The 24,092-nt window shown below is 38.4% G+C and carries 25 protein-coding genes and 1 other annotated feature; of the genes, 5 read left to right on the top strand and 20 right to left on the bottom strand.

From position 1 onward, the window contains the following. Window positions 1-191: 191 nt before the first annotated feature. The 6 genes from recA to AB5Z52_RS09960 form a co-directional block, all read right to left on the bottom strand. Window positions 192-1,238, bottom strand: a complete 1,047-nt coding sequence (gene recA / locus AB5Z52_RS09985; protein ID WP_003128984.1) for a recombinase RecA — start codon at window positions 1,236-1,238, stop codon at window positions 192-194. A gap of 103 nt (window positions 1,239-1,341) precedes the next feature. Then, on the bottom strand, window positions 1,342-2,580 hold the full coding sequence (locus AB5Z52_RS09980) for a competence/damage-inducible protein A (protein WP_003128983.1): 1,239 nt from the start codon (window positions 2,578-2,580) through the stop codon (window positions 1,342-1,344). An 82-nt stretch (window positions 2,581-2,662) separates the two neighbouring features. Continuing rightward, complete coding sequence (gene pgsA / locus AB5Z52_RS09975) at window positions 2,663-3,244, bottom strand: CDP-diacylglycerol--glycerol-3-phosphate 3-phosphatidyltransferase (protein ID WP_005473048.1); 582 nt, start codon at window positions 3,242-3,244, stop codon at window positions 2,663-2,665. 111 nt (window positions 3,245-3,355) lie between these two features. Next, window positions 3,356-4,261, bottom strand: coding sequence for a RodZ domain-containing protein (locus tag AB5Z52_RS09970; protein ID WP_003128979.1), 906 nt, complete (start codon window positions 4,259-4,261; stop codon window positions 3,356-3,358). Between the two features lie 332 nt (window positions 4,262-4,593). Next, window positions 4,594-5,892, bottom strand: a complete 1,299-nt coding sequence (locus AB5Z52_RS09965; protein ID WP_003128977.1) for a pitrilysin family protein — start codon at window positions 5,890-5,892, stop codon at window positions 4,594-4,596. After that, a complete protein-coding gene (locus tag AB5Z52_RS09960) occupies window positions 5,885-7,153 on the bottom strand; it encodes a pitrilysin family protein (protein ID WP_137264805.1) in 1,269 nt (422 codons plus the stop codon). Before AB5Z52_RS09960 ends, AB5Z52_RS09965 begins: the two co-directional genes overlap by 8 nt. A gap of 149 nt (window positions 7,154-7,302) precedes the next feature. Here AB5Z52_RS09960 and mscL point away from each other — a divergent pair, with 149 nt between their 5' ends. Beyond that, window positions 7,303-7,746, top strand: coding sequence for a large conductance mechanosensitive channel protein MscL (mscL, locus tag AB5Z52_RS09955; RefSeq protein ID WP_005473052.1), 444 nt, complete (start codon window positions 7,303-7,305; stop codon window positions 7,744-7,746). Between the two features lie 130 nt (window positions 7,747-7,876). Here mscL and AB5Z52_RS09950 read toward each other — a convergent pair whose 3' ends face one another. The 12 genes from AB5Z52_RS09950 to AB5Z52_RS09895 all read right to left on the bottom strand — a co-directional run bounded on the left by AB5Z52_RS09950 (window position 7,877) and on the right by AB5Z52_RS09895 (window position 18,200). Then, complete coding sequence (locus tag AB5Z52_RS09950; protein WP_003128973.1) at window positions 7,877-8,314, bottom strand: GNAT family N-acetyltransferase; 438 nt, start codon at window positions 8,312-8,314, stop codon at window positions 7,877-7,879. 72 nt (window positions 8,315-8,386) lie between these two features. Further along, entirely contained in the window at window positions 8,387-8,632 is a 246-nt protein-coding gene (locus AB5Z52_RS09945; protein ID WP_003128972.1) for a Veg family protein, read from the bottom strand. Window positions 8,633-8,719: 87 nt separating this feature from the next. Beyond that, window positions 8,720-9,280 carry a sigma-70 family RNA polymerase sigma factor gene (locus AB5Z52_RS09940; protein ID WP_288551513.1) on the bottom strand — a complete coding sequence of 187 codons (561 nt, stop codon included), beginning with the start codon at window positions 9,278-9,280 and terminating at the stop codon, window positions 8,720-8,722. Window positions 9,281-9,374: 94 nt separating this feature from the next. Next, window positions 9,375-9,893, bottom strand: a complete 519-nt coding sequence (locus AB5Z52_RS09935) for an NYN domain-containing protein (protein ID WP_005473058.1) — start codon at window positions 9,891-9,893, stop codon at window positions 9,375-9,377. Next, window positions 9,890-10,717 carry a 23S rRNA (guanosine(2251)-2'-O)-methyltransferase RlmB gene (gene rlmB, locus AB5Z52_RS09930; protein ID WP_003129276.1) on the bottom strand — a complete coding sequence of 276 codons (828 nt, stop codon included), beginning with the start codon at window positions 10,715-10,717 and terminating at the stop codon, window positions 9,890-9,892. Before rlmB ends, AB5Z52_RS09935 begins: the two co-directional genes overlap by 4 nt. Continuing rightward, entirely contained in the window at window positions 10,665-11,105 is a 441-nt protein-coding gene (locus AB5Z52_RS09925) for a Mini-ribonuclease 3 (protein WP_003129275.1), read from the bottom strand. The genes rlmB and AB5Z52_RS09925 overlap by 53 nt, the downstream gene beginning before the upstream one ends. Continuing rightward, a complete protein-coding gene (gene cysS / locus AB5Z52_RS09920; protein WP_003129274.1) occupies window positions 11,102-12,511 on the bottom strand; it encodes a cysteine--tRNA ligase in 1,410 nt (469 codons plus the stop codon). Before cysS ends, AB5Z52_RS09925 begins: the two co-directional genes overlap by 4 nt. Further along, a complete protein-coding gene (gene epsC / locus AB5Z52_RS09915) occupies window positions 12,495-13,040 on the bottom strand; it encodes a serine O-acetyltransferase EpsC (protein WP_003129273.1) in 546 nt (181 codons plus the stop codon). The genes cysS and epsC overlap by 17 nt, the downstream gene beginning before the upstream one ends. 67 nt (window positions 13,041-13,107) lie before the next feature. After that, window positions 13,108-13,303, bottom strand: a binding site (T-box leader). Then, entirely contained in the window at window positions 13,300-14,757 is a 1,458-nt protein-coding gene (gene gltX / locus AB5Z52_RS09910; protein ID WP_003129272.1) for a glutamate--tRNA ligase, read from the bottom strand. (Overlaps the previous feature by 4 nt.) Window positions 14,758-14,934: 177 nt before the next feature. Next, window positions 14,935-16,062, bottom strand: a complete 1,128-nt coding sequence (locus AB5Z52_RS09905; RefSeq protein ID WP_003129271.1) for a PIN/TRAM domain-containing protein — start codon at window positions 16,060-16,062, stop codon at window positions 14,935-14,937. A 205-nt stretch (window positions 16,063-16,267) separates the two neighbouring features. Then, the gene (gene radA / locus AB5Z52_RS09900) at window positions 16,268-17,638 is read right to left on the bottom strand and encodes a DNA repair protein RadA (RefSeq protein WP_003129268.1); all 1,371 of its coding nucleotides are present in this window, start codon (window positions 17,636-17,638) and stop codon (window positions 16,268-16,270) included. A gap of 52 nt (window positions 17,639-17,690) precedes the next feature. After that, window positions 17,691-18,200: a dUTP diphosphatase gene (locus tag AB5Z52_RS09895; protein WP_137264804.1), complete on the bottom strand. Its 510-nt coding sequence runs from the start codon at window positions 18,198-18,200 to the stop codon at window positions 17,691-17,693. A 211-nt stretch (window positions 18,201-18,411) separates the two neighbouring features. Here AB5Z52_RS09895 and proB point away from each other — a divergent pair, with 211 nt between their 5' ends. Together proB and AB5Z52_RS09885 are read left to right on the top strand one after the other, a co-directional pair. Next, window positions 18,412-19,221, top strand: a complete 810-nt coding sequence (gene proB, locus AB5Z52_RS09890) for a glutamate 5-kinase (RefSeq protein ID WP_005473069.1) — start codon at window positions 18,412-18,414, stop codon at window positions 19,219-19,221. Then, window positions 19,218-20,462: a glutamate-5-semialdehyde dehydrogenase gene (locus AB5Z52_RS09885; protein WP_003129264.1), complete on the top strand. Its 1,245-nt coding sequence runs from the start codon at window positions 19,218-19,220 to the stop codon at window positions 20,460-20,462. The genes proB and AB5Z52_RS09885 overlap by 4 nt, the downstream gene beginning before the upstream one ends. Window positions 20,463-20,550: 88 nt before the next feature. On the opposite strand, the gene AB5Z52_RS09880 is transcribed toward AB5Z52_RS09885, so the two are convergent. Continuing rightward, a complete protein-coding gene (locus tag AB5Z52_RS09880; protein WP_003129263.1) occupies window positions 20,551-20,946 on the bottom strand; it encodes a DUF4809 family protein in 396 nt (131 codons plus the stop codon). Between the two features lie 144 nt (window positions 20,947-21,090). Here AB5Z52_RS09880 and AB5Z52_RS09875 point away from each other — a divergent pair, with 144 nt between their 5' ends. Beyond that, window positions 21,091-21,294 carry a hypothetical protein gene (locus tag AB5Z52_RS09875; RefSeq protein WP_003129262.1) on the top strand — a complete coding sequence of 68 codons (204 nt, stop codon included), beginning with the start codon at window positions 21,091-21,093 and terminating at the stop codon, window positions 21,292-21,294. A 41-nt stretch (window positions 21,295-21,335) separates the two neighbouring features. Here AB5Z52_RS09875 and AB5Z52_RS09870 read toward each other — a convergent pair whose 3' ends face one another. After that, a complete protein-coding gene (locus AB5Z52_RS09870) occupies window positions 21,336-22,154 on the bottom strand; it encodes a ZIP family metal transporter (RefSeq protein WP_003129261.1) in 819 nt (272 codons plus the stop codon). Window positions 22,155-22,351: 197 nt separating this feature from the next. Between AB5Z52_RS09870 and AB5Z52_RS09865 the strand changes: the two genes are divergently transcribed. Beyond that, on the top strand, window positions 22,352-23,974 hold the full coding sequence (locus AB5Z52_RS09865) for an ABC-F family ATP-binding cassette domain-containing protein (RefSeq protein ID WP_003129260.1): 1,623 nt from the start codon (window positions 22,352-22,354) through the stop codon (window positions 23,972-23,974). Window positions 23,975-24,092: the final 118 nt, after the last annotated feature.

The raw sequence follows: 24,092 nt of genomic DNA, 5'->3' as shown, positions 1-24,092 counted from the left end.
TGCTAAGCCAACTGATTGAGAATTAGAAACAATCTGCAGTAGGGAAGAATCATTTACACAAAATTATTGACGCTCCCTCACCTCCTATAGGCTTCATTTTAACGTGCAGTTTTTATGAGCAGATCTGTTATTACTGTACAAAAAAAGCCAAACACTTGAATGTTTGGCTTCTTCTTTATCGTTAAACGATCTTATTCGTCTAATGGTAGTTCTTCTTGCGCATCTTCTGTTTCAATGACCGTTTCTCCGGTACCAATGCCGTACGCATCGCGAACACGAGCAGAAACTTCCATCATCATTTCTTGATGTTCACGCATATAGTTTTTCGCGTTTTCCCGCCCCTGACCAATGCGATCTCCTTTATAAGCATACCAAGCACCGCTCTTATCAACAATGTCTTGCTCTACTGCCATATCAAGCAACTCTCCCTCTTGAGAGATTCCTTGTCCATACATCATGTCTACTTCAGCAACTTTAAAAGGTGGCGCTACTTTATTTTTGACAACTTTGATTTTTGTCCGGTTTCCGATAATGTCTGTTCCGGATTTTAATTGTTCTGCACGTCGTACCTCTAATCGAATCGTCGAATAGAATTTAAGCGCACGTCCACCAGGAGTTGTTTCAGGATTACCGAACATGATCCCAACTTTTTCACGAATTTGATTGATAAAAATCGCAATTGTTTTGGTCTTATTGATTGATCCAGATAATTTACGCAATGCTTGAGACATCAACCGGGCTTGAAGACCAACGTGGGTATCACCCATCTCACCATCGATCTCAGCTCTTGGTACCAAAGCGGCAACCGAGTCGATAACAACAATATCGACAGCTCCACTTGATACTAAAGCATCAGCGATCTCAAGACCTTGCTCACCTGTATCGGGCTGAGATAGCAGCAAATCATCGATATTTACACCCAATTTTTGTGCATATTGAGGATCTAATGCATGTTCTGCATCAATAAAGGCTGCTGTTCCGCCACCTTTTTGAACTTCAGCGATTGCGTGTAAAGCAACTGTGGTTTTACCAGAACTTTCTGGTCCATATACTTCAACAATACGTCCACGTGGATAACCCCCCACACCTAAAGCAACATCCAAAGCCAATGAACCACTTGGAATCGTCGAAATTTGTTGATCGACTTTCTCACCAAGTTTCATAATGGCACCCTTACCATAGTTCTTTTCAATCTTTTTCAGTGCAGCATCTAAAGCTGCTTTACGATCATCTGCCAAACGGATAATCCCCCTTATTTTCTTCACTTTCGTGTGTCAATTACTATGTTAATAATAGTCCTTCTTTTAAAAAAATGCAAGAAAAAACGAACAAACATTCGCATCATCTTAACAATTCCTTACGTAATAGATCTAATCCTGCCATTACTGCACTATGACGAACGTATGCACGATCTCTGGAAAAATGATAGCACTTGCTTTTCACACCTTCATTGGTTGCTAAAGCAATCCAGACCGTTCCTGGGCGTTGATTCTCAAGCTCATCTGGTCCAGCTACCCCGGTAAAAGAAAGGGCGTAATCCGCTTTTTCTTTGGCTTGGGCAGCAAGCGCCATCGCTTCTGCACATTCCTTGCTGACAGTTCCATAAGCTGTTAGCAAGTCTTCATTGATTCCTAGCATCTTACTTTTTGTCTCTTTAGCATAAGTCACATAACCACCAGAAAATACACGGGACACGCCTGAGATGTCTCCCAGCGTCGCTTGAAAGAGTCCCGCTGTCAAACTCTCCGCAGCCGTCACGGTTTTTTTCTTTTCTTTCAACATATCAACGACTACTTCAGCTAATGAAGTATGCTCTCCATATCCATAAAAATATTCGCCCACTCTTGCTTGGATTTGTTGTTCTAATTCATCTAGTTTGGCTTGTCCTGCCGATTCATCCGTAGTTTTCACCGTCAAACGCAAGGTTACTTCATTGGGTTTAGCATACGGTGCGACCGTTGGGTTCTTCTGAGAATCAATTAGATCGGCAAGTTCAGTTACTAGTGCGGATTCTCCAATTCCATAAAATCGCAATACTCGAGAAATCAACTGTTCTTCTGATGAAAACTCTGTCTGCAAAATTGGACGGGCTTGTTGGATAAACATAGGTTTCAGTTCACTTGGTGGTCCAGGCAACAGGAGATATGCCGCTGTAGCTGTTCGGTAGAAGATACCGATTGCTAATCCAGTTGCATTAGGTAACGCTGTACCATCTTTGAATACCAACGTCTGCCTCAAATTATTTTCTGTCATAAAACGCTGACCATTTTTGAAAAAGGTCAGCATTTGCTCATACCCTGCTTCGTCACGAACGAGCTCTTGACCGACATGCTGTGCAACGATTTGTTTGGTTAAATCATCTTCTGTAGGTCCGAGACCACCGCAAAATACGATCAAGTCACTGCGATTCTCGGCAAGTGTTACTAGCTCTTCCAAACGCTTTGGATTGTCCCCTACAACACTATGATAGTAAACTTCGATTCCTAAACTAGCTAATTCTTCTGATAAGAAAGTTGCATTGGTATTCACCACCTGTCCCAAAAGCAATTCGGTCCCTACTGCAATAATCTCTGCCTTCATTTCATTACTCCTTCATTATCAACTACGTTGTAATTGATTTTTTTTACAAAAAAAGTTCAGAATTCCTCTGAACTTTTAGAAATTACATTGAACCTTTAAAAACACTGGCATTTTTAATGAAATAATCGATTCCAGAATAAATTGTAAAGATCAAACATACATACAACATGATTTGATCCAATGGAATGCCTATGAGTGAAAAAGGAAGATTGTTAATAAATAAGAAAATAATGGCAACCATTTGTGTTGCTGTTTTGATTTTACCAGGCCAAGCAGCAGCAAGAACTTCACCATGATGCTCTACTAACAAGAGCCTTAAACCGGTGACTGCTAACTCTCGACAAATGATGATAGAGACTACCCAAGCTGGAGCCTTATCCAATTCGACTAACATAATAAATGCAGTCATTACCAGCATTTTGTCCGCTAAGGGATCGGCAAATTTCCCAAAATTGGTAACCAATCCTCTGGAACGAGCAATTTTACCATCCAGCCAATCCGTAATGCTTGCAACAGCAAATAGAATGGCTGCTATCAGATGTGTTGTGAGTAAATCGACGCCTCCAACGTCCAATGTTCCTAAATCGATTGGCAACGCCAAAACTAAAATAAATATAGGAATCATTATGATGCGTAATACAGTTAATTGATTAGGTAAATTCAAAAAATTTGCTCCTCTCTGACAAATATTGTACGAAAAAAACGGAAATCATGCTACTACAGCACTTGCCATAGGAACAATGTTATCTTTCTAACTAATTAATCGTTCTTCTGATCAGTTTGTTTCTTGATACTCAATCGCTAAATGCACATTTTTTTGGAGCAATTTATACTGAGGATCATCGAAATCAATTTTTTGCCCGTTTGCCGCAATCTGGATATTTTGACTTGCACCAAGTACAATGGTTGCATTGGTTGCATTTTCTGGCAATGTCGTCGATTGGACTTCGCCCGCTTGTAAAGTATATTGGTAGACATACGCATTGTCTACAAGAATGCCTACCCAACACGAGGCATCTAATCCAGTTAACTCTAATTTAATTGGATTCGTCGCATCTTTAATTGAAATGCTGATATCTGATTGGGAAGATTCCCCTTTGGTCATAGTCATTTCTTTCTCACTAGATTCTGTGCTGCTAGAAGATTGAGTCTCTGACTCGCTCGTTTCTTTGCTTGCTGTCGATTCCACCGTGCTTGAGGTTGATGTATAGGCTGAATTCTCAACCACCGGTGCCGAACTACCTTGAATCATAGGGGTTGAATGTCTGTCTTGCCAAGCCATATACCCAACAATACAGATAATAGTGACTGCTACTAATCCTAATAAAATCATTGGTAAGTAGCGGGATAAAAACGTTCCGCCTTTTTCCTCTACATGCAAAGCTTTTCTCGATCCGCTTACGGTCTCAGGTTGAGGTCTTTTAGGCAGTGGTTCTGCCAATGTATCTTTTCCATCAAATACAGAAACTAACTTATCTCCGTCCTCACCTACAGCGGCGGCATATTGACGAATAAATGCACGAACATAAAAAGTTCCTGGTAATTGTTCAAAACGATCGGCTTCGATTGCCTCCAAATACCTTTTTTGAACTTTTGTCATTTGCTGTAATTCATCCAATGAAATATGTTTATCTAAACGGGCTTGCCGTAATTTTGCTCCAATCGTAGTTTCGTTTGCCACTCGATCATCTACTCCAGTCTTTACTATTCATTTTATGGAAGGCAAACACTTGGATCGGAAATCCACTTCGTTTCTCCTTGTCATCCTTGGATTGCTTAATTGATAGGTTGTTTATTAAATATAACATTTTTACTCTTGATTTTTCATCATAAATGAAAATTGTTCAATCAGTATCATTTAAAGAATACCATAAAAAAAATTGACTGAGGATAACATTCAGACAAGTCGCAAACAAAATTTAATACTTTTTGATCTCATTACTCATTCTTCTACAAAAACAAGAGCCATCTATCAGAAAATGCATAGACGGCATCTTACACAATGACGATTAATCAGTTAGTTTTAGTTGGTAGCAAGTAAAACCGACTGAATGCTTTTTGATCAATGAATACTTTAGCAGCAGATCGAACATCATTGAGCGTGATTGAACGTATAACATCTGGCAAATCAAAGAGTGTTGTTTCGCCAAATAAGCTTTGTGTAAATTGATTAGCAATAAATTCTAATGAATTGAGAGATTGAAAATATTTACCCAGCATTTTTTTCTTAAGTAACTCAAGATTCTTCTCGTTCATTTCAGGATCATTTTCATAATTCAATAAAATTTCTTCAACCGCTTGAAGCATCTCTTCAGGGTATTCTGCATCTCCAGAAAAATCAGCAAAGTAAAAACTTCGATCCAAACTTACTTCGAAACCAAACGTATCATCAATAATTCCTTGATCATACAACCTTAAGTAATTAGCTGAAGTATTACCTAAAAGTAATTGGAACAATAAATTCAAAGATTGTTTATATCGTAGCAACTCCCGACCTTCCGTCGGACGTTTCTCCATATTCCCTTTGATACCCAAAACACCTTTTGGTCGCGTAACGGGCATCCTCATAATACTTTCTGGAATAATTTCTTGAACGGTTTCTTCCGGAAATTGACGCTTAATTTCTTTTGCTGCAGAAAAAGTTTTTGCTGCCTGGTTTTCTCTGATCCAGTTCATTGTCTCTTCTGGATCGATGTTTCCAACTATGAACAAAGTCATATTGCTTGGGTGGTAGAATGTATGGTAGCACAGATAAAGATCTTCTGCTGTGATGGCTGCTATACTTTCAACAGTCCCAGCAATATCAATGTGAAGCGGATGCTTTGGATATAGATTCTTAATGACACCAAAAAATTGTTGCCAGTTAGGATCATCATCATACATCTGAATTTCTTGCCCAATGATCCTTTTCTCTTTCTCAACCGTTTCTTTCGTAAAATAAGGCATCTGTACAAAATCTAAAAGGGTTTCTAAATTTTTTCGAATTTGATTGGTAGCCGAAAAAAGATAACTCGTTTTTGTGAAGCTAGTAAATGCATTGGCTGATGCTCCATGTTGCCCAAATTTTTGAAAGACATCACCGTCTTCTTTTTCAAAAAGTTTATGCTCTAAGAAATGGGCAATACCATCTGGTACAGTATGCATCGTTTCATTCGCATAACCAAAATGATTATCGATAGAACCATAATCTGTACTAAAAAGACCGTATGTTTTATGAAACCCTTCTTTAGGTAATAAATAAACTGTTAATCCATTGGGTAATATCTCTTTATACAAGACTTCATTTATTTGATTATAATGTTTTTTATTCATGATCAAGCTCCTTATCTAAAAAGAATACGGCTTGAAGTTCGATCTTTTGAGCAATTTTTTGAACATCTGTGACCGATACCTCTTCCAAACGCTGTATAAATTGCTCTTCACTCATTTTAGTATTCGGTACCCACTGATTAAGATATTCTGTTTCAATCAAAGACTGTGGACTATCCAACGATAACAAAAACTGATTTTTAAGCATAGCTTTTGTCTGTGCCAATTCAGCCTCTGTAATTTCTCCTCTTTGTAAACTTTGAAGTTGTTGTTCAATCAAAGTAAAGACTTGATCCCGGTTACTGCCATCAATTCCTGTTTGAACAGATAAATAACCTCGAAATGTATCCACATTACTTGATGCATAGTAAGCTAAGCTCTCTTTTTCTCTAACATTCATAAATAGTTTTGAATGAGGAAATCCGCCAAATAATCCATTAAAAACCATGAGAGAGAAACGTTCCGGTTGATTATAATAAACACCCGTACGATAACCTAAGTTCAGTTTTGCCTGAGTCACAGGCTCTCTGACGATTTTCTCGCGGATAATATTTTCCAAATCTTGACGATAAAAAACAGAAAGATCTTTTTCAGGACGATTTTCAAAGGGGAGATCCTTCATAACTTCAATTACTTGATCTTCTTCGACATCCCCAATCACAAAAATATCTACAGCATCTTCTTTAATCATAGAACTATATGTTTCTGTTAGTTCTTTTGCCGTCACATCTTCCAAATCTTCAGGACGACCAAAACTTGGAAATTTTTGATTGTCACTTTTTGAAAAAAATAATTCTTGTAAGCTTAATGAAGCAAACGCCTGTTTATCCTCAGCAATACTTCTCATATAAGCAATCAAATTGCTTTTTTCGATCGTAAAATTTTTTGATTCAAATTCATCTTGAACAATATTTGGGAAAAAAAGCACTTCTTTCAAAAAAGAAACAGCTTGGGTAAATAGTTCTTCATCAGCAACATATTTTCCGTTGACGAACGACATCGCTGCATTGACTTGATGAAGATCCCCTTTTTTATTAACATTCATGCCAAAGCTTGCTCCATAAAATTCTGCCAGTTGCGTACTAAAGGCTGTTTGAGTGGGATAACGCAAACTAGTTGTCTCTAATAAACTCGTCAATAATGTGCGTTTCGCAGCCGTTTCAGCCGCTAATTGCGAAGTAAATCGAATAAAAACACGGATTGTTTTATATTTTTTAGTCGGCAAAACCGTGAGTCGAACATTTTTTTTTAGTTCAATTGCCATAATGCACCTCTTATCCTCTCAAAAATCATCTCTTCAATTATAGCATAATGCAGAATTTTTCCAGAAAAATTACTCATTTTACGGGCGTATATTTTTATAAATCATCGTTTATTCGTTATACTAAGAATAAATTTAAAGGAGGTTTGTTTATGATCAAGGAATTTAAAGAATTTATTTTGCGCGGAAATGTGATTGACTTAGCTGTTGGGGTTGTCATCGGGAGTGCCTTCACAGCGATTGTCACCAGTTTGGTAGAAGGTCTTTTAACACCATTAGTTTCGCTGGTATTTTCATTTTTCGGCAGCGAAGATGCATTTTCAGGGCTTGTTTGGGAGCCTAAAAAAAATGTCGTCTTTAATTTCGGTCAAGTGATTACTGCAATTATTACATTCTTGATTACTGCTTTTGTTCTATTCTTAATCGTTAAAGCTGTGAATAAATTGCGCAATCTTCATCAAAAACCAGTTGAAGAAGAAGAACCAGAAGTTACTGCCGAAGACTATCTTCAAGAAATTCGTGACTTATTGAAAGTACAAACAGAATCCCGTACCAATATCACAACTAATGATATAAACCGTGATCCTTTTAACTAGATAGTTTTTTAGAATGATTCGAACAATAATGGATAGCTCTTGAAATCAGAAAAGCTCTGGCAAATACATGTCAGAGCAGAGAGTTATTCATGATTTGTTCATCTTTTTTTTTTATAAGTAATGACTGCTTTTATTTCTCTTTTCTCATAACCACATGTAAAATTCCATCTTCATCAAAAGGATCGGAAACAGTGACAAAATTATATTTCCCGTAAAATTTCTGCAAATGCGCTTGAGCTTCGATTTCAATCGGAGCATTTGGATAGAAACGATTTAGTTGTTTGATGATTTCTTGTAGCAATTGATCCCCATGCCCTTGTCCACGGAACAGAGGATTTACTAAAACTCGACCAAAATGAACCGTACCTTCGATAAAATATATCCTTGCATAAGAAACAAGTTGTTGCTGTTCATCAAAAATACAAAGATGTTTAGCAATCAAATCAATTGCATCTACTTCTTGATAGGGACAATTTTGTTCTACGACAAACACTTGAGTACGTAAAGCAGCGATTTGGTGAAATTCTAATCCGGTCATCTCATGCAACTCTTTTATCATAACAATCATTCTACTATCTCCTAACTAATCAATAATAAAAAATACAAAAAAAGAGCTAACATTTTGTCAGCCCTTTTCTGATCAAACAGCTTTTGTTAAAAATTCAATCTCAACCGTTCGAGTAAGAATATCCGAATAACTATAGGAAACACGTTCGAACGAATTTTCGTTTGGATCTAAATCCACGACAAACACAGAAGGGTATGTTTCTGTCAAAACACCACGGCGTTCCGTTTGACGTTTACGCCCAGTTTGAGCAACTAGCATGATTTCACTGCCTATACGACCTTCTAAATCTTTTTTGATTGTTGCTAAAGTTGTTGGCATCGCATTCACCTCAAGCAACAGTATACTATAATTTACAGAAAATTTCAAGTTTACCATAAAATAATTATTCTTTCAATAAGATTTTCTCTAAGGGTTCATAAGAAGCGCTCTCAATTTCTTTTTACCGCTTTTGTAAGCGCTTTTAATTTGTTGCAGTGGAAGTTCTGTTTGTTCTGCGATTTGTTCAAGTTCTAATCCTTTCAAGTAATTCATTATAACGATTTGCTCTAACTTCGAAAATGGCGAATCGTATTTATTCATAGTTTCTTGAAGCATTAAATACTTCTCCGCTTTTTCAGTTTGTTCATTTTGATCGGAGAGAAAATTTGGTCCTTCATGAGAAATTTTTTCTTCAAGAGAAGAAGAATTTAATTGTGCTTTTCTTTTTTGTGCTTGTTGCAACCGTAATAAACTGCAGACGCGATTTTCAAACGAGCGTTTGAACAAAACTCCTAGTGTTGTTCCACGGTTTTCATCATAAGCCTGCAGACATTTGTTAAAAACAATACGGCCTTCTTGCATCCAATCATCTAAATCATAATCTTTGAGATAATATTTTTTGTACATAATCTCGACGATAGGGCGATACTTGAAAAACATTGCTTCAAATTCTTCTGAACTCCTACTGATTGATTCGTTTGATTTCATTTTGTTACGCTCCTTTTATGCTTAATTTTTGGTACAAAAAGAGCGTAACATATTCTTGTTCATTAGTTTCTCATTTAACGAACCAACTTTGTCCCTAACTCAAATCATGCAGTTTTTTTTCTAATTCAGCTAATTGTTCAGGCGTCCAAGGAGAGTTTCTGCGAAAATTTTCAAATTTGATGTCTGTTTGATGCTGATGGATTGCTTCTTCTGTTTTTTCAATACTTTTATAAAGCTCTCGAGCAGAAGTTCGCAACGCACCTTGAGAAAACACAACCCATTGTTCTGCTAAGTCACTCGTTGCAACTGTTACTTGAGTCAAACGGTCATTCAATTCTCCAGCGATGCGTTCGATATAGCTGTCAGCAGTTTCACCTTCTTCAGTAAAGATGACTTGTAACTGATATTTACTATAGCTTTGAGTAACACCGGGAACCAATTGCGCATCAAATACAACAATAATCTTTAATCCTTCGTATTTTGAATAATTGGATAATCGATGCAATAACGCCTCTCTTGCATCTTCTAAACGATCTTGGTTTTTTAATAAGACTAATTCAGGCCAAGCACCAATCATATTATAGCCATCGACGATTAGCAGGGGCGTTTTCATTGCGGCGCCCCATTTCGACTAGTAAAAGCTTGATACATTAATAACCCAGCTGCCACACTAGCATTCAAACTTTGTACATGACCAGTCATCGGAATAGTCAACATCTCATCAACATCTTTTTTCAATCCTTCACTCATTCCTCGACCTTCATTGCCGATAATCAATCCCGCTGCCCCTTGAGCATTCCACAAACGGTAATCAGTTCCTTTCATATCCGTTCCAAAAATCCAAAAACCAGCTTGTTTTAGTTGTTGAATCGCTTGGCTTAAATTGGTGACACGAGCAATCGGAATATGTTCTACAGCACCAGTAGAAGTCTTCACGACTACAGGAGTGATTCCTACTGCACGGTGTTTCGGAATAATGATTCCGTCTACCCCACTAGCATCCGCTGTTCTCAGGATTGAACCAAAATTATGTGGATCCTCTAAATTGTCTAAAATCAAATAGAATGACTGCTCTTTTGTTTGTGCCAATAATTCATCCAGTGATAGGTATTCATAAGGGGTGATCGCTAAAATCACACTTTGATGGACGCCTTGATTGCTCATTTGATCGAGCTTTTGTTTTGGCACCCACTTGACTGGGACAGACTGTGCGCGAGCAGCTTCTTTTAACCCATCGATTTTTTCCCCTCTGGCATCCTCTGCCATAAATAATTTATTCCCGCGTCCTTCTTTCAACGCTTCAATTACCGCATGATAACCGAATACAAAATTCTCATCTATCAATTCAGTTGTTTCTTCACGAAAATTCTTTCTAGTGTGCTGTTTATTTTTTACCGTGTTTTGACGCGACGGTTTTCTTTGTTTCTTTTCCCTCATCTTCTTCCCCTACTTTCTTGATACACCAAGCTACGAGCGTGTCTAAACGATCCTGTTGCTTTGTTAAGTGTAGATACCCAATTAAGGATTCAAAGCCTGTAGCAATGCGATAGGTGGTTACATCAGCATTTTTTGCACTGGTATGGCTTTTACTATTTCGTCCACGACGGTAAAAATCATATTCTTCTTCAGTCATTATTTCTTCATCAAGCATCTTTTGGATCAATGCCGCCTGAGCTTTTGCTGATACATAGTGTGTCGCCATATGATGAAGCTGATTAGGTCTTGTTTGTCCTTGTTCAATCAAATAGTCCCGAATGTATACTTCATAGACCGCGTCCCCAATATAGGCTAACGCTAGTCCGTTCAACTGTTTGTAATCTCTCATGCGTCTCTTCTCCACCGGGTACCTTGCGCTGTGTCTTCCAAGATAATCCCTTTTTCTTTTAGCACATCCCGGATTTCATCGCTTCGGGCAAAATCTCTTGCTTGTCTTGCTTGGATACGTTCTTCGATTAGTTGTTCGATCTCTTCATCTAAAAGTTCCTCACCCACAAAGTAAATCCCAAAGATGGCTAGCCATTCCTTGAATTTTTCAACTGCAGCAGTCAATAATTCTATATCGATTGAAGCACTTTCACTGTAAGTGTTCAACCATTTTGCAAGTTCATATACTACTGTGATACCATTTGCTGCATTAAAATCGTCATCCATTTCTTGTACAAAACGCTGTTCAAATTCTGCTAAGATGGCATGGTCGGTTCCTTCTGGGAATCCTTCTTTACTATTTTGCAAACGAAATTGTGCATTTTCTAAGGCTGTTCTCAATTTTTGCAGATTTGTTTCTGCCTCTTTCAATGTCGTTTCACTGTATTTGATTGGACGCCGATATTGGGTAGTAGCCAAAAAGAAGCGCAAAACTTGAGGATCAATTTTTTGAACCATTTCATGGACAGTAACGAAATTGCCCAAAGATTTACTCATTTTTTCTTCTTCTTCACCAATCGTGACATAACCATTGTGCATCCAATAATTAGCAAACGTCTTACCCGTTTTCGCTTCACTCTGTGCAATTTCATTTTCATGATGAGGGAAAGTCAGGTCCTGTCCACCTCCATGAATATCTATTGTTTCTCCTAAATGTTTGGTTGCCATAACGGAGCACTCGATGTGCCAACCGGGACGTCCTAGTCCCCATGGTGAATCCCAAGCGATTTCGTTTTCCTTAGCCGCTTTCCACAAAGCAAAATCTAACGGATCTTCTTTGATCTTTTGTTCTTCACCCGTTCGTTGACTGGCCCCAACTTCTAATTCATCAATTGATTGATCACTTAACTGACCATAGTGCTTGAATTTACGTGTACGGTAATACACATCATTATTTGCCATATAGGCGTATCCTTTATCTACTAATACTTGAATAAACGCAATAATGTCTTCGATGTGATCCATTACTCGCGGATTTAATGTAGCTGGTTGAACATTTAAAGCCGCAGTATCTTTATTGAATGCTTCGATAAAACGATCTGCTATTTCTGGAGCAGAAGTTTTCAATTCTTTGGCGGTCCGAATAATTTTGTCGTCAACATCGGTGAAGTTCATTACGTAATCGACTTCATACCCTCTATATTCTAAGTATCTGCGAATCGTGTCAAAAGATACTACACTACGTCCGTTGCCGACGTGGATATAATTGTAAACTGTTGGCCCGCAAACATACATTTTCACCCTACCTTGTTCGAGAGGTTGGAAAACTTCTTTTTTACGTGTTAACGTATTATAAATTTTGATCATCTTGGCTAACCTTCTTTCCTTTGATTCTTACGACTTTGGCTGGTATTCCTACAGCAGTCGCTTCATTTGGGATATCACTAAGAACCACTGCACTAGCACCGATTCTGGCGCTTTCCCCTATTGTGACAGGGCCAAGAATTTGTGCATGAGCTGAAATGAATGCCCCTTTTTTTATGGTCGGGTGGCGTTTCCCTTTTTCTTTACCTGTCCCGCCTAGTGTTACACCGTGAAATAATACGACGTCATCTTCAATAATAGCTGTTTCTCCAATTACAACACCCATCCCGTGATCGATAAAAACCCCTTCGCCAATCTGAGCACCAGGATGAATCTCGATGCCTGTCAGAAAACGCCAAAACTGGGATGTGAGTCTAGCTAGAAGAAAGAGTTTTTTTTGAAATAAAAAATGCGACCAGCGATGCCAAAACAATGCGTGAAAGCCCGGATAAGACAATACGATTTCCAGCGTTGATCGAGCTGAAGGGTCATTTTTTTTCGCTGCTGCAATTGCTTTTTGGGTCCAAGTCATCTTCTCACCTGCTTCCCCTATTGATTACTTACATACAAAAAAGCATCTTTCAAATAAGTTTCCTTATTCAAAAGACGCTCAACCACGTGGTTCCACTTTTGTTCACAGAATTTTCTGCCTTGGTGCAGGTAACGTCTGCTGCCGTTTTTGACTTGCGCCAAAACCACTCCTAGGTGCATTTCCTTACTTTTTTTAATCACTCTCACCACCCGTGATCTCTCTTCAAAAAAAAGGTAAGTACTTCGTCTATTCTTCGTGTTTATAATACATTATTTAAATGATCAAGTGCTTTTTCTTTTCCTAGTAATTCTACTGTATCCGGTAATTCTGGTCCGTGCGTTTGTCCTGAGACAGCAACACGAATTGGCATAAACAAGTTTTTGCCTTTGATTCCTGTTTCTTTTTGGATCTCTTTGATTGCAGCTTTTACTGTTGGTGCGTCAACTGTAGTCATTGCAGTCAATTTTTCTTTAAAGGCATTGAGTACAGTTGGAACAGTTTCACCCGCCAAGACTTCTTGCGCAGCAGCATCCAATTCAGGATGTTCATTAAAGAATAACTCAGAAACTTCCACAATTTGTGCAGCATAACTCATTTGTGGTTGATATAGTGAGACGATTTTTTTCAGCCATTCTCTTTTTTCTACGGAAGGCTCTTCTTCAATTCGACCTGCTTTGATTAAATATGGCAAACACATTTCTGTCAACTGATCCAGGTCCATTTGACGCATATAGTGGTTGTTGACCCACTCCAATTTTTTGGCATCAAAAGCCGCTGGTGATTTGCTCAAGCGTTCTGGATCAAACATTTGGATCAATTCAGATTGAGAAAATAACTCATCTTCTCCTACTGGGGACCAACCCAACAATGCGATAAAATTGAACATTGCTTCTGGTAAGTATCCTAATTCACGATACTGCTCAATAAATTGTAAAATTGATTCATCGCGTTTACTTAGCTTTTTACCAGTTTCGCTGTTGATGATCAGTGTCATGTGTCCAAATTGTGGCGCTTGCCAACCAAATGCTTCATAGATCATCAATTGTTTTGGTGTATTAGCAATATGGTCATCGCCCCGCAATACATGTGTGATTTTCATATGATGATCATCAACTGCCACTGCAAAGTTATATGTTGGCATCCCATCGCGCTTTTGAATGACAAAATCGCCGCCTACATTATCTGACTCAAAAACGATCTCACCTTTTACCATATCATGAAACTTATACTCTGTATTTCTAGGAACTCGGAAACGAATAACTGGTTGGATACCTTGTGCTTCTTTTTCCGCTTGCTCCTCTGGTGTTAGATTAGCGCATTTTCCGCCATAATGAGGCATTTCGCCACGTTCGCGTTGTTCTTCACGCTCTGCTTCTAGCTCTTCTTCTGTACAATAACACTTATAGGCACGATTGCTTGCTAGCAACTGATCAATCAATGGTTGGTACAACTCACCGCGTTCTGATTGGCGGTACGGTCCGTACTCTCCAGGGTTTGCAGGGGATTCATCCCAATCAATACCCAACCAAGCGAGATTCTCTAGCTGGCTCTTCTCACCATCTTCAATGTTTCTTTTTTGATCCGTATCCTCAATACGGATAATAAATTCGCCATCGTTATGACGTGCAAATAAATAGTTAAACAATGCTGTTCGGGCATTTCCGATGTGTAGATGTCCAGTTGGACTTGGAGCATAACGTACTCGCACTTTAGTCATCTTTTTCCTCTTCCTTCATCTGATTTGCAAACAATCCTTTGCTGTTCGGTTTTTACCTTCTAGCTTATAGGGAAAATCTCCGATAATAAAATAGTTCGCTCAGCTAGAATTGTACAATCATTAAGCAAAATAGTAAAGGCAACCGGCGTAAAATCCGCCAATTGCCATTGATTATTGCTAATTTTTTGTGTCATCCTGATTATCGATTCCACGACTTGAATGAGCCGGTTTAGCAAATATCATTCGTCCCGCAGCTGTCTGCAGTGCGCTCGTAACAACTACTTGGATATGTTCATTCATGTAATGCTGTCCATCTTCAACAACAACCATCGTTCCGTCATCCAAATAAGCGACACCTTGTTGTCTTTCCGTTCCAGCTTTTACAACAAGTACATTCATTGTTTCTCCAGGAATCACTACTGGTTTAACTGCATTCGCAAGAGCGTTGATATTTAACACAGGAACATTTTGAAATTCTGAAACTTTGTTTAAATTATAGTCATTTGTAACCACAATACCATCAAGGATCTTTGCTAATTTGATCAATTTGCTGTCGACCTCAGAAATATCATCGAAGTCACCCTCATACATTTCAACAGCGATACCTTCTTCTTTTTGCAAAGCATTCAAAATATCTAATCCACGTCGACCTCGTACACGTTTCAAGCTGTCTCCTGAATCTGCAATATATTGTAATTCATATAAAACAAAATTGGGAATTAATAGGACCCCTTCAAGAAAACCTGTCTTAGCAATGTCGTAGATACGTCCATCGATGATAACACTCGTATCGAGAATTTTATACTTATGAAAATGATCAGCTATTTTACGATCAAGCATCTGTTGTTCTTCAACAGGTTCTGTTTTCTTGCTTTTAGAAGAAAAGATTTTTTTCCATTCTTCGATTCGAGTCGTGCCAATTTGAAAGCCAAGATATCCCAACAACGCCATTACTAAAATAGGCGCGATTCCGTTAATAAAAGGAATATCCCAATTATAAAAAGGAATCGATACAATGACCCCGATCATTAAACCAATAATTGATCCGATTGCTCCAAATAATAAATAAGTTAGACTCAATTCACTCAATTTTTCTTCAATTTTACGAATTCCAGCTGCAATATATTTCGCTAATAGCAAAGATAATAAAAAGAAAATAAGGGCTCCAAGCAAGCTATTAGTGATATTATTGTTCAGCCATTCATTTTTTGATTGACCAATGGTTTGCCATGCAACAGGCATTAATGAGATACCTAAACTTGCTCCAGCAAGAACCATTAGCGCAGTAATGACTCGTTTCTGCATACACGTTCCTCCAAACTAATTTAGTACGAAGCTGAGACTCATAAACGAAAAAATCTTTTTTAGAAAGAGCTGGACAAAGATAGCACCTTCTGATGCAAATAGTTCTCAATAAACAGTCTTCATTCATTCTTGTTCTGATAATTTCGTTATTTTCGTCTCATCTTCGAATTTATTCTTTTTTTTTTTAACTAACACCTTATCAGAATTAACGAAAAACTTTTCGTAGGGTTTCCGATAAAGTTGACACGCCTTCTACTTCGATACCTTTGGGCGGTTGCCACCCAGTAAGATTATTTTTAGGTAAATATACTTTAGTAAATCCTAATTTTTGCACTTCTTTTACCCGTTGTTCGATCGCATTGACGCGTCGAATCTCACCAGTCAACCCAATTTCACCGATAAAACATTCCGTAGGACTCGTACCTTTTTCCTTATAACTTGAGGCTATGCTGACTGCAATTGCTAAATCGATTGCAGGTTCATTTAATTTTACACCACCAGCTGCTTTTAAATAAGCATCTTGATTCTGTAGAAGCAACCCAGCCCGTTTTTCAAGGACCGCCATGATTAATGAAACACGATTAAAATCCAATCCGGTAGTCGTTCGTTTAGCGTTACCAAACATAGTTGGTGTCACCAAAGCTTGGATCTCTACTAAAATCGGTCGACTGCCTTCCATTGCAACAACGATGGCAGAACCCGTAGCGCCTTCTAATCGCTCCTCAAGAAAGACTTGAGAGGGGTTGGCTACTTCTTTCAATCCGCCTGCTTCCATTTCAAAAATCCCAATCTCATTTGTCGAACCAAATCGATTTTTGACGGCACGCAAAATACGGAAGCTGTGATGCTTTTCACCTTCAAAATATAAAACGGTGTCCACCATGTGCTCTAGCATTCGTGGACCAGCAATTGAACCTTCTTTGGTTACATGTCCCACAATAAAAATAGCAATCCCGTTGGTTTTAGCCAGTTTTAGAAGTTCGGCAGTCGTTTCTCGAACCTGACTCACGCTTCCTGCCACACTAGTGATATCTGGTTGTGTCATCGTTTGTATCGAATCTATGATGACATAATCCGGTGTTAGATTTTCGATTGCCTTGCTTATCTCAGACATATCCGTTTCTGGATATAAATAAAATTCCGTATCAATGGCTCCTAAACGCTGGGCACGCATTTTTATCTGCTCTGCACTTTCCTCACCCGAAACATACAATACTTTGCCGCCAATAGCTGCAAGCTGCTGTGAGACTTGCAGTAAAAGAGTCGACTTGCCGATTCCTGGATCACCACCAATCAAAATCAATGATCCCGGAACAACACCACCACCCAAAACTCGGTTTAGCTCTGCTAGTTTGGTCTGTACTCGTGGTTCTTTCTTTGGTATGACATCAGCAATTTTTGTTGGTTGCATCCGTTGTCCCGTAAGAGTAGTCCGTACTCGCCGATCCGTTGTTTCTTGAATCACTTCTTCTACCATCGAATTCCAACTACCACAATTAGGGCACTTCCCTAAATACTTTGGTGAAGAATATCCGCAATTTTGGCAGACAAACTGACTCTTTGCTTTCTTAGCCATTGCAAACCTCCAATTCGTTATCTAGGACTGACTGCATGCGTATATCGAACAATCACAGATCTGAGGAACCAAATCCTCCAGAGCGTGATTGACTGGTTACATCTTGATCCGCTTTTAAAAACGGCAAGAAGATCCCTTGACCAATTCGTTCACCTTTTTTGATGGTCAAATCACTGGGACCAAAATTCGTAAATTGAAACATGATATGCCCTTCATTATCAGAATTATTGTAATAATCACTGTCAATGACTCCGACACCATTTGTTAGTAACAAAAAACGTTTGAGAGGATTGCTCGAACGATTCGTTAATTGTAAATACTCATCTTTTCCCATATATGATTTGATTCCAGTCGGAACCAGTGTCGGTTTGATTGCTTTTTGAACATCTTTAGCTGTCAACGCTTGGATGCCATTCATCAACCCCGCTTTCCATATACTAGGTATTACGACTTCTTCTGCCGCTTCAAAATCATACCCTGCCGCATGGTGTGTTGCGCGTTGCGGAAGAGCTATATCCTTATCTGCATATGTTGAAACAATTTCAAATCCACGTGTCTTCATCTTTTCCTCCAATTAATAAACATATAGTCATTTTAGCATAGTAACCCTTGTTTTCTTTAATGAAAACAAAATTAACAGAAACTCTTTATATTTTCTTCGCTTCCGCAGTCAAAAAAACGAAGAAAATAGAAAAAGGACATGACGAAAGGCTATTTTGCTAGTACAATAGAAAAAATATTATTTACTGAATTCAGAAGAGGTGGTTACATCCATGCGAGAGAAACTAAAAAAAGCGAATCGAGTCGTTATCAAAATTGGGACCAGTTCCCTCGTCTATCCCAATGGAAATATCAACTTCTCGAGTATTGATGAACTGGCTTTTGTTCTGTCCGATCTAAAGAATCAAAACAAAGAGATTATTCTCGTTTCTTCTGGTGCTATTGGTGTAGGGATGAATAAACTAAACATTCCACAACGTCCTGTAGAAATCCCCCAGCAACAAGCTGTTGCAGCCGTGGGGCAAGCCGAATTAATGAATATTTACAATCACCGTTTTCAAGTTTACAATCAAAAAACTGCTCAATTATTGTTGACTCGAGATATTATTGAGTTTCCTCAAAGTCGAGAAAATGTATGTAATACATTGGAGCAGCTCTTAGCGATGGGAATTATCCCAATAATCAACGAGAATGATACAGTTGCCATAGATGAGTTGGACCATCTTACTAAATTTGGTGATAATGATCAATTATCTGCAATTGTAGCGCAGTTAGTCCATGCGGATCTGCTGATTATGCTATCCGACATCGATGGGTTTTATACTGCTAATCCGCTACATCATAAAACTGCTAAACTTTATGATGAAATTACTGAGATTACACCTGATTTAATGAAACAAGCAACCGGAAAAGGAAGTCCGTATGGAACTGGTGGCATGTCAAGCAAATTAAAAGCTGCGGATCGTATTCTCAAAACAGATGCCACAATGATCTTGGCGAATGGGAAACAGCCTAAAATCATTTTTGATATCTTAGCTGGCAAAAAGGTTGGCACTTACTTTTACAAGGAGGAAACATTATGATCGATTTAATGCAATTGGGAAAGCAAGCAAAAAAGAGTGCGGCCTCACTTAGCTTACTAACCGCTACTGAGAAAAATCACTTACTATCAGCTATGGCCGATACACTTGAAAGAAATCGTTCACGAATTTTAACAGAAAATAAAAAAGACCTTGCTGCTGCAAAAAAAAATGCATTAAATTCAACTTTAATTGATCGCCTAGAATTAACTGATGAACGAATCAAGGAGATGGCAACTGGTATTCGAAAAATCGTTCAGCTCCCTGATCCACTTGGAATCGTGGACAAAATGTGGCGCAATAGTGATAATCTCTTAATTGGTAAACAACGTGTACCATTAGGTGTTGTGGGAATTATTTATGAAGCAAGACCCAATGTTACAACAGATGCTGCCGGTCTATGTTTCAAATCTGGGAATGCTGTCATTTTGCGAGGAGGTAAAGAAGCCTTCTACTCAAATCAAATCCTTGTAAATCTTTTGCAAGAAACATTAAGCGCCAATGGATATTCACCCTATTCTATTCAATTTGTTGATGACACCAGTCATGCAGTGGCTGATCAAATGATGCGCTTGAACAAGTACTTGGATGTACTGATTCCACGAGGCGGTGCTAACCTCATTCGTCGTGTCAAAGAAACAGCAACAGTTCCTGTCATTGAAACAGGAACAGGTAACAACCATATCTTTATTGACAAAGATGCACAGCTTCCGATGGCTGTCGACATTGTTGTCAATGCCAAAACTCAGCGACCTTCTGTTTGCAATGCAATCGAAACGATCCTCGTTCATAAAAGTTGTGCAGCAGACTTTCTACCTTTACTAGAAAAAGAACTGAAAAATAAAGTAGAGTTGCGTGCTGATACTAACGCGCGAAACTATTTAATAAATGCGCAACCTGCTACTGAAGAAGATTGGCAAACCGAATTTCTAGATTATATTGTAGCCATCAAAGTTGTAGATTCCATCGATGAAGCAATTGCCCACATCAATCATTACAACACTAAGCATTCTGAAGCTATCGTCACGGATAACTACTTTGCCTCTCAGAAATTCTTACAAGAAGTAGATGCTGCTGCAGTATATGTCAATGCATCTACACGATTCACGGATGGGTTTGTTTTTGGTTTTGGAGCAGAAATCGGCATTTCAACTCAGAAATTGCATGCTAGAGGCCCAATGGGACTCGAAGCTCTGACTTCCACCAAATATATTATCTATGGAGAAGGTCAAATACGTAAATAAAAAAGCTGCTTGATTCCGGAGACTTCAATCTTTAAGTGATTTTCACTTTTGATTGAAAGTTTCTTTTTCAAGCTGCTTTTCTGATTGATTATGCTTGTTCAATTACAAATTCAACTGGTTCCATAGCGAAGAGTTGCTGTAAAACTGCATTTGCTTCTGTAAACAATTCCTGATCACAGGCTTTTTTCTGACAAACAATTCTTTGTTCTTTTGAAACAAATACTTGTGTAGCATCATTATCCACAAATTTCACTTCTTGATTCTCTTTTCGAAAAATGTAGCCCTCTTCTTCGTCTAATAATAGCGCTGTCTGCCAATGCTCATTTTGGATAAGTGGCATTACTAAAGATGCTACGTCCAGATTTTCTACAGAAACTTCTTTACCATTCTCTAAGTGCATCGTAAACGTTTCTAACTCAAAGGCCTGGCAAGCATTGCACCCTCCTTCCGTAATAAAATGTTTACTTTTGATAATTGCTTTCATGTTCTCACCTGCTTTTTTTTACCAGTTTACCTCACTAACATCTCTTTGACTACCGACGGAGAAAAAATTCCGCCTTAAGATGGATGTTCCACCTCTTCTTTCTTGATAAAATAAATTTAAGAAAAAGGTATAGGAGGATTTATTATGAATACACAAAGTTTGTTAGGTAAAATCGTAACTGTTGTAGCAGTTTTAGTTCTGGCTTCATTGCTCTTATCTCTCGTCTTAGGATTAATTGGCGGATTGATTGGTTTAATTTTTCGTTTTGGTATTCCTTTATTGTTAGCTGTTCTAATTGTTCGGTGGCTGACAAACGTTCGACAACGACCAAAAAAATACTATAACTAACAAAAAGACTTGGAGCATTATCTGTTCCAAGTCTTTTTTGATTATCCTAAAGCAACATCCAAAACCATCATCAGAATGAAGCCTGTCATAACACCAAAAACTGCAAAATGCCGTCGACTACTAGCTGTTTGTTGTGCTTCAGGTATTAGTTCCTCTACCACTACATAAATCATCGCTCCCGCTGCAAATGCTAAAGCATATGGCAAAACGGCTGTCATACTTGTTACCAGCAAAGCGCCTATAACACCGGCAATCGGTTCAACGATCCCAGAAGCTTGTCCATAGACAAAGGCCTTATTACGACTCAATCCTTCCTGTCTTAAAGGAATGGATACAGCAGCTCCTTCGGGAAAATTTTGGATCCCAATACCTATAGCTACTGAAATAGCTGCCAAAACTGCTGCCCGAGGATCTTCCGAGCTGGCGGCTGCTCCAAAAGCCACACCAACTGCCAAGCCTTCAGGAATATTGTGTAATGTGATGGAGAAGACCAACAGAATCGTTCGTTTTAAATGGCTTGGAAAGCCTTCTGTTTCATGGTTAGGACCAAAGTGCATATGCGGTAATGTTTTGTCTGCAGCATATAAAAATAGTCCACCCAATCCAAAACCAATACTAACCACAAGCCATGGGATATCCCCATTTTCTTCCGCACGAGCGATAGCAGGGTCTAGTAATGACCAAAAACTCGCAGCAATCATTACACCGGAAGCGAATCCCAACATCGTATTCAGAACATTTTTATTGATATCCTTAAAAAAATAAACAAGTGCCGCACCTAGAGCAGTCATGGCGTATGTAAATAAAGTACCAGCCAAAGCCTGCTGCCACGGGGACAGTTGCATTAACCATTCAACCAAAACATTTCTCTCCTCCTATCTTCTCCCTTTACTCTAGCATAGGAAAACGCTTGATTCTAGCCTTTTGTTTTACTCAAAATAATTCTAAGCTCCTTGTTTGATTGTAGGGAAATCCTTGAGTTTACTTGAAACTTTCAACATTCATCGCTATAATGCTAGGAGACTCAATGTCAATATATATAAAGTGAGGAAAAGAATTGATTACAGTAAGTGATGTAAGTTTGCATTTTTCAGATCGCAAACTGTTCGACGATGTTAATATTAAGTTTACGCCTGGCAATTGCTATGGTTTGATTGGTGCAAATGGTGCTGGTAAATCAACTTTCTTAAAAATATTATCTGGAGAAATCCAACCATCTACAGGAAATGTTTCATTAGGACCCGATGAACGAATGGCTGTTTTGAAACAAAATCATTTTGACTTCGAAGAATACCCAGTTATTGAAACTGTTATCATGGGTCACAAACGATTATACGACGTAATGAAAGAAAAAGATGCGATCTACATGAAAGAAGACTTTAGTGACGAAGATGGTATCCGTGCTGCTGAACTAGAAGGAGAGTTTGCTGAACTGGATGGTTGGGAAGCTGAACCTGAAGCCGCAGTTCTCTTACAAGGGTTGAATATCCCTGATGAATTACACCATGTCCAAATGAAAGAATTAACAGCTGGTCAACGTGTGAAAGTGTTGTTAGCACAAGCTCTTTTCGGAAAACCAGACGTCTTGCTCTTGGATGAGCCGACTAATGGATTGGATATCCAATCTATTAACTGGTTAGAAGAATTTTTAATCAACTTTGATAATACCGTTATCGTAGTTTCCCATGACCGTCACTTCTTAAATAAAGTATGTACCCATATGGCAGATCTAGATTTTGGGAAGATCAAACTGTATGTCGGAAACTATGATTTTTGGTTAGAATCAAGTCAATTAGCAGCAAAATTGCAATCACAATCAAATGCGAAAAAAGAAGAACAAATCAAAGAACTGCAAGAATTTATTGCCCGCTTTAGTGCAAACGCGTCAAAATCAAAGCAAGCCACTTCTCGAAAGAAAATGTTGGATAAAATCACACTTGATGATATTCAACCTTCTTCACGCCGCTATCCTTTTGTAGGATTTAAACCAGAACGGGAAATTGGGAATGACTTGTTGCAAGTAGATAATGTCAGTGTGACTATTGACGGTAAAAAGATTTTAGATAATATCTCATTCACTTTGAATAAAGATGACAAAGTTGCTTTTATTGCCAACAACGACATCACAACGACTACATTATTCAAAGTTATTATGGGCGAGATCGTGCCAGATACTGGTAGTGTACGCTGGGGTGTTACAACACAACACGCTTACTTGCCAAAAGATACTACTGGTGAATTTGATACGGATACACCAATTGTTGATTGGTTGCGTCAGTATGCTAGTAAAGAAGAGGATGATAATACATTCTTACGTAGTTTCTTAGGTCGGATGCTGTTTTCAGGTGATGAAGTCTTAAAACCAGTCAATGTTCTATCGGGTGGCGAAAAAGTTCGTTGTATGTTATCAAAACTAATGCTATCAAAAGCTAATGTTCTTGTCTTAGACGATCCAACAAATCACTTAGATTTAGAATCGATTACTGCATTGAATGATGGCCTTATGGCTTTTACCGGCTCTTTACTTTTTGCCTCTCATGACCATCAATTTATTCAAACGCTCGCAAATCGAATTATCGCCGTTTCAAATAAAGGTGTTGTTGATCGTGCAGAGACTACCTATGATGAGTTCTTAGACAACAAAGATGTACAACAAAGAATTCAAGAATTATATAATTGATCTCCAAATGAAAAAGCCAAATGCAAGAACTCTTGCATTTGGCTCAGACTGTAGACAAAGTCCATTTTATGGATGATGTCTACAGTCTTTTCTTTTATAATAGATTTATGAAAACGAA

Source organism: Enterococcus sp. RTP21361st1_A6_RTP21361_211029 (assembly GCF_040910045.1).
Lineage (GTDB): Bacteria > Bacillota > Bacilli > Lactobacillales > Enterococcaceae > Enterococcus_D > Enterococcus_D gallinarum.
The sequence above is the reverse complement of the archived record's forward strand: the minus strand, read 5'-3'. Positions and strand labels throughout refer to the sequence as shown.